Origin of the sequence: Acinetobacter sp. YH12236 (assembly GCF_013417645.1) — a bacterium.
GTDB lineage: Bacteria > Pseudomonadota > Gammaproteobacteria > Pseudomonadales > Moraxellaceae > Acinetobacter.
This window is the reverse complement of record NZ_VPDM01000018.1, coordinates 29,896-43,603: the sequence shown is the minus strand read 5'-3', so window position 1 is coordinate 43,603 and position 13,708 is coordinate 29,896. Positions and strand designations below refer to the sequence as shown.

Genomic DNA, 13,708 nt, shown 5'->3' with positions numbered 1-13,708 from the left:
CTCATATTCATTTGCTCACAGCCTAATAGAGCTATTCCCCAACCAGACCAGTTTTAACCTTGCCTGCCCGCTGATAACAGCTCAATACCACGCCATTTGAAGTCACTTGATGATCTGTCAGTGCAAATGCTGCTGGCATAGAGTCTTCAGCAAATAGACGTTTTCCTTTGCCCAATATTATAGGAAAGGTCATTAAATAGAGTTCATCCACAAGATCATGTTTAAAAAGCGCCTGTACCACTGCAGCACTGCCATACACTCGAATATTCCCCTCCCCTGAAGCCTTCAGGTTAATGATCTCATCAATACTTTTTAGAAAGATCGTATTTTGCCAGTCCGAGTGATCCAAACTGGTGGATAGCACATATTTATTCACTTCATTAATTCCTGGCCAGTCTTCAGCATGCTTCGGTCAGTAGGGTTCAAAAATCTGAAAGGTATTCTTACCAATCAGAATATCGGTGGACTGCATCCATTTTTGCATGATGCGATCAAATACTGGATCGGGTTCAGTACTAAAATACGGCGCCACCCAGCCACCATATTGAAAGCCACCCGATGTGTCCTCTTCCGGACCGCCGGGTGCCTGCATTACACCGTCTAGAGTTAGAAATTCCTGGACAATAATTTTTCTCATCACCATGCCCTTATTTTTATTGAGTCATCTAGGATTTATTTTTAGCATGTGATTCAGGCGGATTCTGTAAATTTTAGGCACAAAAAAAACCGCAACATGTGCGGTTCATTGTTCAAGTTGGTGCGCTCAGAGAGATTCGAACTCCCGACCCCTTAGTTCGTAGCCAAGTGCTCTATCCAGCTGAGCTATGAGCGCGTAACTTGTGTCGTCTTTATTAGACTGCGTTATTTTCCGGTTTACTTATTGGTGCGCTCAGAGAGATTCGAACTCCCGACCCCTTAGTTCGTAGCCAAGTGCTCTATCCAGCTGAGCTATGAGCGCGACATAAGTAAAGTGGCGGTGAGAGAGGGATTCGAACCCTCGATACAGTTGCCCGTATGCGTCCTTAGCAGGGACGTGGTTTCAGCCACTCACCCATCTCACCGTAACGTGCCGCCATAATACAAATTTCGGCATAGCACTGCAAGCACAGCTTGAAAAAAAACTGCATATTTTTGCTCGTTTAAATACTTTTTAAACAATTTCCCTGTTTTTAGTCATTTAAGTCCTGAAAAAACCCGATAAATTTCCAGTTATCTAAAATTAGCCAAAAATCGAAAACTTAAACAGATTATTGCAATCATTTACGTGCAGTCTGCACTGACATGACTTATGCTAAACCTATCTCCAAGGACACTTTAAAGATATGATGAAAAATTGGGTCGATCCTGAAGCAAAAGCTGAAGCCGAACGTTATGACAACCCTATTCCAAGCCGTACCCTGATTCTCGAAACTATAGAAGAAAAAACTGCCCTGTCCCATGCTGACCTGGTGGAATATTTTGAAATTGCCGATCAAAAAAGTATTGATGCCCTGAGCCATCGTCTGATTGCGATGGTACGTGACGGGCAATTGATGAAAGACGGTTACAAGTTCCAGATCGCGGCGGAACAGCCTGAGCATGAAGCAACGGTATATATCAACTCCAAGGGAAGCGGCACAGCCAATATTTCAGGTGAAGATGACCTGCTCTTACCTGAACGTGAATTGCGTCAGGTCTTTAACGGTGACCGTGTCAAAGTCCGTCAGACCTCAGTAGACCGCAAAGGTAAGGCCTGGGGCTTTATTACCGAGGTTTTGCAGCATCGTGTCAAACAGATCATTGGTAAAGTGTCTGAATATGAAGGCGAATATTTTGTTCAGCCAGCTAATCCAAATGCACATCAGCCTATTACTCTAGAAAAAGAGCTGATCGAGCATGCCCAGGTCAAAGTCGGCGATTCAATCCGCGTGGCAATTGATACCTACCCAACCAAAGAAGAATTTGCGACTGGCCATATTGTGCAGTCGATGGCAGACAAAGCCGATACCGAAATCATCATTCCACAGACGATTCTGGAATATGGCCTGCCATATGAATTCCCTGAAGAAGTCTTGAAAGAAGCGGAAAGCTTTAAAGAGCCTTCTGCCAAAGACCGTGACGGCCGTGTCGATCTACGTGATTTAGCGCTTGTCACCATTGACGGGGAAGATGCACGTGACTTTGATGATGCGGTCTATGCAGAAAAACGTCCGGGCGGTGGTTATCGTGTCGTCGTGGCAATTGCTGATGTGAGTCATTATGTACGTCCGGGCAAACCACTGGATGATGAAGCGCAAGAACGCGGGACATCCGTGTATTTCCCACACTTCGTTTTACCAATGTTGCCTGAAGCACTCTCTAATGGCCTGTGTTCATTAAATCCGAATGTCGATCGCCTGTGCATGGTCTGTGACCTGAAACTGTCACGTGCTGGCCGAGTCACTGGGTATGAATTCTATCCTTCAGTCATGCATTCCAAGGCACGTCTGACCTATGATCAGGTCGCGAAGTATTTTGAAGGTGACAGTACAGCAATCACTGAAGATCGTAGTGTACGTAAATCACTAAATACCCTGTTCCAGTTGTATCAGATTCTAAAAGGCTTACGTGCTGAACGTAATGCGATGGAATTCGAAACCATTGAAACCTATATGACTTTCGATGAGCTGGGTGGTATTAATGAGATTCTGCCACGTACCCGCAATGACGCGCATAAGCTGATTGAAGAATGTATGTTGCTAGCCAACGTTGCAGCAGCTGAATATGCATTGAAAAATGAAATACCGATGCTGTACCGGGTGCATCAACCCCCTGAGTTCTCACGTATCCAGAAAGTTCGTGATTTCGTGAAACTGCTGGGTCTGCCATTCCCGGAACAGCCAACCCAAGCTGACTATCAAGCGGTGATTGAAGCGACCAAAGACCGGATTGATGCGCCAAGTATTCATGCCGTGTTATTACGCTCCATGATGCAGGCCTATTACGGTGCCGACAATGCTGGTCACTTTGGTCTGGCTTATGAAGCGTATACACACTTCACTTCTCCAATTCGCCGTTACCCGGATCTGTTATTACATCGTGCTATCAAAGCTCATTTGAGTAAAAAGCCATATCCAATTTCAGGTGCATCTTTAGATGATGCCGGTGAGCATTTCTCAGCGACAGAACGCCGTGCTGATGAAGCCTCCCGCTCTGTAACGACCTGGCTGAAATGTCACTATATGCAGCAACATCTTGGTGAAGAGTTCGTCGGAATTATCAGTGCAACGGCTGAATTTGGTTTGTTTGTCACGCTGAAAGACCTCTATGTCGATGGTATGGTGCATGTTAGCCAGTTGGGCGATGACTTCTTTGTCTTTGATCAAAGCAGCCAGAGTCTGGTCGGCCAGAACCGTGGCCAGATCTTTGGTCTGGGTGATGAAGTCAAGATCAAGGTCGCTGGAGTCAATCTGGAAGAACGCAAAATTGACTTTGAATTGATCCAGCAACTGACTCATGCGGGTCGTCCAATTCGCGCCCGTGCTCCACGTGTCGCAGAAAAAAAACCTGCACCACGTCCAGAAGCAAAAGAGGAAGTTTTCAATAATCATGAGCGTGCGCAAAAAGCCCAGCCCAGTGATGATGGAGAACAGCCCATACGACGCAAAAAAGACAAATCCAAGCCCAGTTCCTACAGCAAAAAGCCTGCTAAAAAATCTGCAGGAAAGTCTGAAACAAAGGCTAAAGATAAAGTAAAGAAAAAAGCCAAGATCAAAAAGAAAAAGTCGAATGCAAAAGCCAAGACTGAATAATTTCTGATGATCATAAAAAGAGCGCTACGGCGCTCTTTTTATTTTATAATTCAGTTAAATAACGACTAAAAAAATATCATGCTTATTGCATCAAATAATAAACAGCATTTACATATCTATGCGATTCTAATTTTTACGATTTTGATCCTCAGTGACTTTATTGCACTCAAGTATTTTAATTTTGTAGCAACGCCACTTACGAATTATTTTGCATTGATTATAAGCTGTGTCATATGTATTGGAATATTGCTGTATTTTATAAGACTCAAACAGCATGGTTTATGGTTTCCACCTTATCATTGGCGTAATTTCAGAAAGTGCCCCAAATTTTATAGTCTTTTTATCTTTCCTTCGGTCATGATCTCAGCACTTTGGATTAATCTGACCACCTATCCACCCTATCTTTATACGAAGCTGACAGGCGAAACTAACAGTATTTCGATTACTACTCAGGCTGGGAAATTCAAAGGTGTTCGAAATCATATCTCTTATGCCTTTGACACAGAATATAGACATTTACCGGTTATGGAGTTATCTGCTTCTGAGTTTCTGCTTTATCAAAATAAACCCGTTGAACTACAGCTTAAGCTTACAACAAGTAATTTAGGCAGCATTGTGCATGAGATTGAAGAGATCAGGATCCAGTCTGAAGTCGAATAAATAATACCGTCGTATGCTTGATTTCCCTGCCAATAAGCCCTACATCTAGATTTAACACAGGAAATGACTTCGGCAGAAACGACATGACATTAGAAAAAGCAACTTTACCCGTTCCACAATTCGATCAGATTACGCTGGCAGATCTTAAACAAAAAATTGAAAACTGCATTCAGCAAGGTTTGCAATTTCTAAATGAACTGAACCAGACACCTGATACTGTCCAGGAACAACTTGCTGTTCTGAAACAGGTCGACACGCTAGAAAATAATATGAGCGAGTCCTGGGGTGTTTTGTCGCATCTCAACGCAGTCATGAATAATAGTGAAACCCGTGATGTTTATCAGGCATTATTACCGGGTCTAAGTGATTACTATACGCAGCTAGGCCAGCACACAGCGCTATATCAAACCTATCAACATATACAGGATGCACCGGTCTTCAATGAACTACCGGAAGCCCAGCAAAGTGCAATTAAACTGGCGCTACGTGACTTTAAATTGTCAGGCGTAGCTCTAGAGGGTGAAGCAAAAAAACGCTATGCGGAAATTTCTGCACGTTTGTCACAACTTTCCTCAGATTTCTCCAATCATGTACTGGATGCAACTCAAGCTTATTTCAGACCGCTTAAGGAAGAAGAATTAGCGGGGCTGTCTGAAAGTAATATTGAACTGTTAAAACAATATGGCCAGCAACGTGAACTGGATCAGCCGGTTGCTACTTTAGATTTCCCGTCTTATCTGGCAATTATGACTCATGCCGAAGATCGTGGCCTGCGTGAAGAACTCTATAAAGCCTATACCACACGCGCGTCAGATCAGTCCGAACAGACTGAATTTGACAATACAGCCATCATGGAAGAAATCCTGAAATTACGTCAGGAAATGGCAGCACTATTAGGCTTTAATAACTATGCCGAATATTCACTGGCCAGCAAAATGGCGCCAAATGTCGAAGCTGTTGATGAATTCCTGCGTGATCTGGCGGAACATGCCCGTGCGCCTGCTAAACAGGAAGTGGCTGAACTGAAAGCCATTGCTGCTAAAGATGGCATCACAGAATTAAAGCCTTGGGACAGCAGTTACTATTCTGAAAAGCTGAAAATGCAGCAGTTTAATCTGTCTCAGGAATCGCTAAAACCCTACTTCCCGGCTCCAAAAATCTTGCAAGGCTTGTTCAGTATCCTGAAACGTTTATATGACATTCAGGTGGTTGAACGTGAAGCGCCAGTTTGGCATCCAGATGCGCGTTATTTTGAACTGGAAGATCAGGGCGAAGTGATTGGCGGTTTCTATTTCGATCTCTATGCACGTCAGGGCAAACGTGGCGGTGCCTGGATGAGCGGCTTCCGTTCACGCATGCAAATTGCTGAAGGCCTGCAAAAACCAATCTGTTATATGGTAGCAAACTTTACTCCACCTGTGGGTAACCGCCCTGCACTACTGACTCATGATGAAGTAATTACCCTGTTCCATGAGTTTGGTCATGGGCTGCATCATATGCTGACAGAAGTGGACAATATTGCCGTGGCTGGTACACATGGCGTGGATTGGGATGCTGTCGAACTACCAAGCCAGTTTATGGAATTCTGGGCTTGGGATCAGGACAGTTTAAACCTGCTCAGCGAACATATAGAAACCAAGGAAGTCTTACCTGCTGACTTGTTAAAAGCCTTGCTGGATGCCCGTTTCTTCCAGTCCGGTATGCAAACTTTGCGTCAGCTGGAATTTGCTTTATTTGACTTAACCATTCACCGTGCCAATCCGGCATTGAATGCTGAACAGATTCAGGCAACCTTGAACGAGATTCGTGAAAAATACGCTGTTTTACCTACTACAGCATATAACCGATTCCAGCACAGCTTCAGTCATATCTTCGCGGGTGGATATGCAGCGGGCTATTATTCTTATAAATGGGCAGAAGTTTTGGCCAGTGATGCCTTCGATCGCTTCGAAGAAGAAGGAATTTTTAACACTGAAACCGGAAAGCAGTTTAGACAAAAAATTCTAGCAGTTGGCGGAAAAGATACAGCACTTGACGCATTTATCAATTTCCGCGGACGCGAGCCAAAAATAGATGCTTTGTTACGTCATCAAGGTTGGACGAACCGCTCTAAAAACGCTTAAACTACGTTTTTAAGTAAATCACAGGGTGAGTATGATGGCTATCAAACGTCGTTTCATTGCAGGCGCAAAATGTCCTAAATGTCAGGCGTTGGATCGGATCGTTATGCTGACCTCTGGTGAAGCTGAATGGATTGAATGTATCGAATGTGGGTATGAAGAAAACCGTCCTACCCATATCGAGGAACCTGAGTCACCAGCCGTTCCGGATGAAATTGGTGTGATTCAGTTTAAACACCGTCAGCCAAAAGAATAATTTCGGGAACCTAAATGACTCTAGATCATCGACAAAATCCTAAACTTTTATGGGGAATAGTGAGTGGATTAATTGTTGTGATTATTGCTGTTTTAATAATTACACAGTTTTTTCTCACGCAAAATGAAACATTACCGGCACATCAGGGTGACTTGATGCACGCACCGGTGACACAAGCCGCACCTAAAGCAGAACCTGAACCAGAAGAAATTGTGCCTACTTCTGAAAATGTTCTGGTCGATGCCTCTATTATAAGAGAAGAAGTTACTGAGAATGCCACTTTGGCGAAAGAAGAAATTGCCAAACTGGAAGATATTCAGCAACAGCTCAATGAGCAGGAAAAAAGCCTGAAGCAACAGCATAGTGATGCGGATGAGCTGATTAAACTCAAAGAGGAACAAATCAAGTTACTCGAAGCACAACTGGCACAATAGTCAGAATGAGTTAGGGATTTTCAGCTAGAATATCCACAGATTTTCTAGCTAAGTTCCCTCATGAGTGTAGCCTCTCCCTCGCATCTGGTTAAGGCAATTGTCTTTCTGACCTGTTCCGCTTTTTTGTTTTCAGTCATGGGCGTCTGTATCCGCTTCGCCTCACATACCGTTGACAATGCCACTGTGGTATTTTTCCGGAATTTTGTCGGCCTGTTTATTTTTCTTCCTTTAATCTTCAATAAAGGCATTAGCTTTTTTAAAACTGAAAAACTCTGGATGCACACCTGGCGTTCTGTCGCAGGTCTGACGGCGATGTATGGCTTTTTCTATGCCATTGCACATTTAAAGCTCTCCAATGCCATGGTCTTCACCTATTCCTCACCGATTTTTATTCCGCTGATTGCCTGGCTGTTTCTAAAAGAAAAAGTCACTCAGAGCATGTTACTGGCTGCTGCGATCGGTTTTATTGGCGTGTTGTGCGTAGCCAAGCCTGATTCCGGTTTATTTAACCTGATGTCTGTGATTGGCTTGAGTGCCAGCTTCCTGGCTGCTATGGCTTTTGTTACGGTTCGTGCTCTAACCCAAACCGAACCGCCAGAACGGATTGTGTTTTATTTCTGTCTGATCGGCACCCTGATTTCCATGATTCCAATGTTCTGGCATTGGCGTCCTTATACCCTGACTGAACTCGGTTATTTAATTGCAGCCGGTTTATTGGCAAATACCAGTCAGTTATTTCTATCCAATGCTTATAAACTGGCACCTGCTGGTCAGATTGGACCAGTGAACTATATTGCGATTTTCTTCGCTGGCTTATGGGGCTATTTATTCTGGCAGGAAGTTCCGGATCTCTATAGCCTGCTCGGATTAGGGCTGATTTTTTGTGGGATTTTACTTTGCAGTCCTGTTTTACAAAATAAGCTTAGGCTGCGTTAAGGCCACAATAAAAAAAGCACCCGAAGGTGCTTTTTTTATTTGCTTAAATTACTGATACCAGCCGAAGAGTTTAAATACATAAGGCACATAGGCAATGATCAGCATCGCTGGCAGTAACACGATCATCGGTAAAATCCAGCGCTCATAACGGTAATAAAAGGACTTATGTCGAACTTCTGCATCCGCCTCGGCCACCTCAGCATCACCAATGGATTGCCTTGCCAACAGATGGTTCAGAGCAACTGGTGGTGTCACATAACCCAACTCGAAACCAATCAAGGTAATCATCCAGAAATGTACCGGATGAATTCCATACTGATAGGCGACTGGTGCAACCGTTGCTGAAATCAGGATCACTGCGCCGAATGGGTCCATAATCATGCCAACGAACACCATCAGGCCAACAATCATGGAAATCACCAGAATGGTACTGCTAATATCTGTCGGGAACGCTTCCATAATTTCCATACGTTCCAGCAGGCCGCCCACACTGACAGATAGTGCCATCAGAATCACCAGCGCACCAATGTGTCCAACCGTTTCACTGGTCGAAATGTGTAATGATTTCCAGAAGCCGACATGACGTAAACTTTCAACCGCAGTCGAACGTTTTACACCATGATCTACAGCCAGCTCACCGCCCTGCTGCTCAACATGGTCTGCTTCACGATATTCAGCATTAATGGCTGTACCCGCAGTCGCCATTGCAGGCGTATTTCCTGAACCTAAGGTGGTGGTTAAGGTTTCATCCCAATGCCCTACTGGTGGTAATGGTGCAGGCTCATGACGTAACTTATCAAATAGCACGATCATCAACAGAATGACTGGCATCATGACAGGTGCAGTAAATTCATTCAGATCTGTAGATAAAGCATATTTGTAGAACAGCCAGATCAGGATGAAAATCACAATATAAGGAATCACATTTACAAAGGCACGTGCAGACTGTGGTGAAGCCAGACCAGGTGCAGCAATACGGAACTTGCTTTCAGCAAAGAATAGCGAAATGATCAGGAACAATGTTGAACTGAGCAGGAAGACATAGACACCGTAGTGATACAGCATATCTGTCGTCACTTCCTTGTTCAGTGAAGCAACCACAACAATCAGTAGACATGGACGAAGCACCACACCGAGTGAACCGGACATCGCTGTTGCTGCCAAGGCAAACTGACGGCGACCACCGGCATTCCAGACTTCCTTATAAATGATCGCACCTGCAGCAATCACGAAAATCCCGGATGCACCGGTATAAGCGGTTGGTAGTGCAGCTGCCAGCAGGATTAACCAGGTCAAGGTTTCTGGTGCCAGATTCCATGGACGTAGGATATTCAGGAACATGTCTACGACACGGGTTTGTTTCAGCAACATACCGGCCCAGATAAATAAGGCCAGATTTAGGAAGATGCTCGAAAATTCAACCAGTTGCCCCAGATAGATGCCCTGACCCATCGGGTAATCCATCAAGAAGACAAAGTTAAATCCGGTACTGATGGCCATATAGGCATACAGTGGCACGCTTAAGAAAGCCAGCCCGAAACTGCCCCCTTCTCGGGTCGCCTGAGGTGGCTTAATGACTTGATACAAACTGATCAGGGTCAATGTCCCAAAGAGAATCATCCATAGCCAGTAGACATACTTCATGTCTCCCATTGGCACCCCGGAATTCAGCACCGACATATATTGGCTATAGGAAGAATAGACCAGGAAACTGTTCGCGATCAGCATCGCCACAGAATAGACTTTAAAGTCGATACGAGTGGCTGGACTACGTAGACCAATATGATGGGTTTTCAATGTCGCGCTGATTGCAGCAAATACCACCATAATGATGAGCAGCAAGGCACGGTTTTCAGTCCCGAACTTGAAAATGCCAAAGAATGAAGTTTCAAAACTGCGATAGGCACGAATACTTGGATGCGCTTCAATATGCGTTATCGCCTTGTCATAGAACTGGTAAGACTCTTCACAAACCTGTTGTGCCTGCATCACTGCAGCACGCACATCCGCTTCAGAACGTACACCGAAGAAATCGGCATATTCATCGGCGGCATCTGCTTTCATCTGCTCCTGAACTTTTTGATCGACATTAATATTACGATCACATTGTGGTGCTTTCGGTTCAGCACGCAAAAACGAATATTGCATGCCTGTCGCCGGATCACCATACAGACGCTCGCCCATACGCAGTAACTGACCATGAATCATTTCCCCGGTTCCAATCACCAAGGTCAGTAAGAGCAAGATGAGCACGACAAAGGTCGAGATCCACTCTGTCCAGATATAACGTAACAGACCTAATCCTGATCTGTTTTGATTATCGTTGTGCATGTATTTTCCTATTCTTGTTTTCGCGCCTTACATTCTTTTAAGCGCTGGTCTTCCTGTCTGCCCCGAAAATTCCTTTACAAGGGTCAGTATCATTATTTTCTGTTTTGACTCTGCATGAAAATCAGCAGAATAAAAATGACAATTTATCTTTTCTTTTTGTCTTTTCTGCCAACAGTTTCAGCTATCCTGGACATAATTGCCCAAGATATAGAGCAATGCGACTACCACTCCCCAGATCACCCCTAATAAATGCGCTTCGACCAGTACCGGACTGCCGATAAGTTGTGCAGTTTCCTGATTTCCAATGGTATTTTCCCAAATCAGTTTGGCAAAGATTAAAAATAATACCAGCACGGCAAATCCACGTTCGCGTTGATAAAGCAGATGCACACAGGCGACTGCGACATAAGCCCCATGTAATACCCCGGATAGTCCTGCATATGCTTCAATATTTGGCAGGAAAAAATAAAAACTCAGGCTGATCAACGGCGGCAGAATCAAAAGAATCGAGACGAAATGCCACACAGATGCACGGGGGAAAATGAAAGGTAGACAGATAAAGGCAAGAATATTCAGAAAATAATGGGCCCAGCCGACATGCACCCAGTGCGCGGTCCAGAGCCGCCAAAACTCCCCGAGCAGGCTTTCCTGCCAGTAGATGAAAGCATCGTTAAAGATTTGCAAACTCGCTGAAAGAGAGACAAAAGCCGCCAGAAAAATAATTTTTCGTCGAAGATGTTGATCTTGCATCGGCTCCTTGAACTCCTTTCAGCATATTGAAAATGACCTCTATGAGCATCATTCACTTAATTTTTCATTAAATTATAAGTCAGCGCTAAACAGATCATCCAGTTCTGAAGAATTATCTGTTTCATCCCAGAAGGTCTGCATGCCATCATCTGCACTACGAATACCGGTATTTTCAGTCCAGTAACGGTCAGAAATACCATTCACCATAATGGCAGCCATACTGTCGATCAGCTTGAACTGAGGATTGACCGGCTTCTCATCACTACGTGCCTGATCAAAGGTTCTTAGCGCATCACGGATTTTGGCATCATCCCCACTGGCCTGTGCCGCTACAGCATATAAGGCATGTGATAAACGTACACCTTTTTGCTCACCGATTTGTACTGACTGTTTCAGAGTTTGGTAAGGATCAGGTTTTCCATCACCTGCCCCTGGCAATAAAGTCCAGATCACAGCACGGGTTGCATTTGGCGCGCCCCAGAATTTGGTATTATCCAGACAGGTCATGCCACGCTCAACCACAGCCGCAATATCTTTAGGTACTTGTACAGCCCCACCCGAGTTAATGTCATTGGTCATGGCTTGCAAGCCACTCAGCATGCCCAGCAGATAAACTGTCTGTTCAATATCACTGTTCATGCGTGGACAGCCTTCACCCAGCGCTTTTTTATATTTTTTCTCATAACGGGTCTGGAATAACTGATAACCCGTGTACTGGCGTTGTGCAGCCAGTGCAGCCCAGCGTTTCTGCTCAATCCGCGCATCCTGAGCTTCAGTCACCTGGTTGACTTTAGAAGCACGCAGATACCGCAGCTCTGCATCCAGTGCTTTCTGCTCGGCACAAATCCCGGCTGCAGAATACATCAGTACCGCAACACGAGTCGGATCAGCCCCCATTTCCTTGGTCGACATGATGGCTGGTGTTAAAGAATTCCCGGAATTACACACCATCTCGGCATCATCCATCGCCAGGATTGGTGGAACAATATGCTTTTCAGTGAAGCCCAGCGCCACATTGGCACCGGTTTTAATGACCTGAGAACATCCTGTTAGAACTGTTGTTGTTATTGCAATGGTCGCCATACCTTGGCATATTTTTCGGACGCTCGACATTTTCCTGTCCTCTATAATTGTGATTATGTCCATTATTCTGCTAAACATATCAGAAGCATATAACGAATAAAAGAGTATTTACTCTAATTTAGACCAGACACTTTGCCATTAAATTGCCCAGCTGCAATTGACTGTAGTAGATAAAATCCCAAATTTTGGGCAAAAAAAAGTAGCATTGCGACGGTTCAGCACATGCTACTTATCAACTTGGCAAGCCGAGAAGAAAATAGGTTCTCGAGCTTAATTCTGTTATTTAGGTGAAAATCTGTCCTTCAGCACCGTTCCCAGCCGTCCTATGACTAGGGCCATCACAATCGCAACGATCAAAAACATCCACATTGGAAATTCCATCATGATCTCCTGTGTTCGCTGTTGGTGACTTAAATGTACCTGCTTATAAAAAAAGCAGCTGAAAAATTGTCAGACAATTCATTGTTTTTACAGAGAAATGTGATTTTTTGTCTGACAATTCAAGCGGGGTTAGCGGATAAATCTTTATTTTTAATCAATTTATTTAAAATTTCGGAATATCATTTGTCGGACAATTAAAGTATTTTTGTCAAAACTTTCAAAGACTTCCATTGTTTAAAAGGCAACTGGTCACACCAGATGAGCAACGGACGTGCTTTTGCATGCTGGAAATACACCACGATATAAGCTTGGTGATCAATCACGTGACTGATCAACACTCGCCGTGTGCCTTGCGCAGCTGCTGTCAGTGACCATTCACGTCCATCCAGATATTCAAACTGCTCAATGTGCGGTGTCTTACGATAAAACAACTGGTAGATGACCACTCCGATGACGCCACAAACCAGCCAAATTATCACAGGCAATAACTGATACAGCAGGAACATTAATACAGCGAAAATAAAAAGCTGAAACACCAGCGCACACTTGCTGCGTTTCAGCTTGAAACAACGATTATCCATGAACGTAAAATTTAAGCTTCTTGATAAAATCTTTTAATTCAGGGCGTGGGGGTTCAGACACTTCCATAAACCAGTCCAGCAGGTCTGGATCTTCCTGTGCAACCAGCTCAGCAAACATCTGTTTTTCGAAGGGATCAGCAGTGAGATAATAGTTTTTCACGTAGGGATCAAAATATACATCGATCTCTTTCAAGCCACGACGCGCGCGATAAATCACTTTGCGCTCTTCTAAGGTGATGTCATCAGTCATCGAATTTTCCCAACTCGTTACAAACCTGAGTAGTTTACCTTAAGCCATTGCTGAATTTCGAGGTATTTCATACAAATGACCAAAAGCATCAGTAGATTCCCCAGATTTGAACATTCAGCTCATTGTTCCCTCATCTGCTCTATCTTAAGTTAAATA

At 44.2% G+C, this 13,708-nt stretch carries 11 protein-coding genes, 3 tRNA genes and 1 pseudogene; 6 read left to right on the top strand and 9 right to left on the bottom strand.

Annotated elements, in window-relative coordinates; translation table 11 throughout:
• Positions 1 to 31: 31 nt before the first annotated feature.
• From FTV14_RS09315 to FTV14_RS09300, 4 genes and pseudogenes are all read right to left on the bottom strand, one after another.
• Positions 32 to 637 (bottom strand): annotated as a pseudogene (locus tag FTV14_RS09315) (dihydrofolate reductase family protein).
• A gap of 118 nt (positions 638 to 755) precedes the next feature.
• Positions 756 to 832: transfer RNA gene (locus FTV14_RS09310), tRNA-Arg, on the bottom strand.
• A 49-nt stretch (positions 833 to 881) separates the two neighbouring features.
• Positions 882 to 958, bottom strand: a tRNA-Arg gene (locus FTV14_RS09305).
• 13 nt (positions 959 to 971) lie between these two features.
• Positions 972 to 1,061: transfer RNA gene (locus tag FTV14_RS09300), tRNA-Ser, on the bottom strand.
• Between the two features lie 261 nt (positions 1,062 to 1,322).
• Between FTV14_RS09300 and rnr the strand changes: the two genes are divergently transcribed.
• The 6 genes from rnr to FTV14_RS09270 all read left to right on the top strand — a co-directional run bounded on the left by rnr (position 1,323) and on the right by FTV14_RS09270 (position 8,176).
• Positions 1,323 to 3,770 carry a ribonuclease R gene (gene rnr, locus FTV14_RS09295; RefSeq protein WP_180053806.1) on the top strand — a complete coding sequence of 816 codons (2,448 nt, stop codon included), beginning with the start codon at positions 1,323 to 1,325 and terminating at the stop codon, positions 3,768 to 3,770.
• Between the two features lie 78 nt (positions 3,771 to 3,848).
• Positions 3,849 to 4,430, top strand: coding sequence for a hypothetical protein (locus FTV14_RS09290; RefSeq protein WP_179992776.1), 582 nt, complete (start codon positions 3,849 to 3,851; stop codon positions 4,428 to 4,430).
• Positions 4,431 to 4,513: 83 nt separating this feature from the next.
• The gene (locus FTV14_RS09285; RefSeq protein WP_180053805.1) at positions 4,514 to 6,553 is read left to right on the top strand and encodes a M3 family metallopeptidase; all 2,040 of its coding nucleotides are present in this window, start codon (positions 4,514 to 4,516) and stop codon (positions 6,551 to 6,553) included.
• A 40-nt stretch (positions 6,554 to 6,593) separates the two neighbouring features.
• Complete coding sequence (locus FTV14_RS09280) at positions 6,594 to 6,806, top strand: YheV family putative zinc ribbon protein (RefSeq protein WP_180053814.1); 213 nt, start codon at positions 6,594 to 6,596, stop codon at positions 6,804 to 6,806.
• A 14-nt stretch (positions 6,807 to 6,820) separates the two neighbouring features.
• Positions 6,821 to 7,240: a hypothetical protein gene (locus tag FTV14_RS09275; RefSeq protein ID WP_034169654.1), complete on the top strand. Its 420-nt coding sequence runs from the start codon at positions 6,821 to 6,823 to the stop codon at positions 7,238 to 7,240.
• A gap of 60 nt (positions 7,241 to 7,300) precedes the next feature.
• Positions 7,301 to 8,176, top strand: a complete 876-nt coding sequence (locus FTV14_RS09270; protein ID WP_179992774.1) for a DMT family transporter — start codon at positions 7,301 to 7,303, stop codon at positions 8,174 to 8,176.
• A gap of 48 nt (positions 8,177 to 8,224) precedes the next feature.
• Here FTV14_RS09270 and FTV14_RS09265 read toward each other — a convergent pair whose 3' ends face one another.
• The 5 genes from FTV14_RS09265 to FTV14_RS09245 all read right to left on the bottom strand — a co-directional run bounded on the left by FTV14_RS09265 (position 8,225) and on the right by FTV14_RS09245 (position 13,552).
• A complete protein-coding gene (locus FTV14_RS09265; RefSeq protein WP_180011208.1) occupies positions 8,225 to 10,507 on the bottom strand; it encodes a TRAP transporter large permease subunit in 2,283 nt (760 codons plus the stop codon).
• A gap of 177 nt (positions 10,508 to 10,684) precedes the next feature.
• Positions 10,685 to 11,257, bottom strand: coding sequence for a rhombosortase (gene rrtA, locus FTV14_RS09260; protein ID WP_104425691.1), 573 nt, complete (start codon positions 11,255 to 11,257; stop codon positions 10,685 to 10,687).
• A gap of 72 nt (positions 11,258 to 11,329) precedes the next feature.
• Positions 11,330 to 12,370: a hypothetical protein gene (locus tag FTV14_RS09255; protein ID WP_004786877.1), complete on the bottom strand. Its 1,041-nt coding sequence runs from the start codon at positions 12,368 to 12,370 to the stop codon at positions 11,330 to 11,332.
• A gap of 545 nt (positions 12,371 to 12,915) precedes the next feature.
• Positions 12,916 to 13,302: a hypothetical protein gene (locus tag FTV14_RS09250; RefSeq protein WP_159122623.1), complete on the bottom strand. Its 387-nt coding sequence runs from the start codon at positions 13,300 to 13,302 to the stop codon at positions 12,916 to 12,918.
• Complete coding sequence (locus FTV14_RS09245; RefSeq protein ID WP_034590267.1) at positions 13,295 to 13,552, bottom strand: succinate dehydrogenase assembly factor 2; 258 nt, start codon at positions 13,550 to 13,552, stop codon at positions 13,295 to 13,297. The genes FTV14_RS09250 and FTV14_RS09245 overlap by 8 nt, the downstream gene beginning before the upstream one ends.
• Between the last annotated feature and the right edge of the window lie 156 nt (positions 13,553 to 13,708).

Bases quoted from the DNA above. Each gene is read 5' to 3' on its own strand.
- rnr (WP_180053806.1), top strand. From the start codon at position 1,323: ATGATGAAAAATTGGGTCGATCCTGAAGCAAAAGCTGAAGCCGAACGT.
- FTV14_RS09290 (WP_179992776.1), top strand. From the start codon at position 3,849: ATGCTTATTGCATCAAATAATAAACAGCATTTACATATCTATGCGATT.
- FTV14_RS09285 (WP_180053805.1), top strand. From the start codon at position 4,514: ATGACATTAGAAAAAGCAACTTTACCCGTTCCACAATTCGATCAGATT.
- FTV14_RS09275 (WP_034169654.1), top strand. From the start codon at position 6,821: ATGACTCTAGATCATCGACAAAATCCTAAACTTTTATGGGGAATAGTG.
- FTV14_RS09270 (WP_179992774.1), top strand. From the start codon at position 7,301: ATGAGTGTAGCCTCTCCCTCGCATCTGGTTAAGGCAATTGTCTTTCTG.
- FTV14_RS09265 (WP_180011208.1), bottom strand. From the start codon at position 10,507: ATGCACAACGATAATCAAAACAGATCAGGATTAGGTCTGTTACGTTAT.
- rrtA (WP_104425691.1), bottom strand. From the start codon at position 11,257: ATGCAAGATCAACATCTTCGACGAAAAATTATTTTTCTGGCGGCTTTT.
- FTV14_RS09255 (WP_004786877.1), bottom strand. From the start codon at position 12,370: ATGTCGAGCGTCCGAAAAATATGCCAAGGTATGGCGACCATTGCAATA.
- FTV14_RS09250 (WP_159122623.1), bottom strand. From the start codon at position 13,302: ATGGATAATCGTTGTTTCAAGCTGAAACGCAGCAAGTGTGCGCTGGTG.
- FTV14_RS09245 (WP_034590267.1), bottom strand. From the start codon at position 13,552: ATGACTGATGACATCACCTTAGAAGAGCGCAAAGTGATTTATCGCGCG.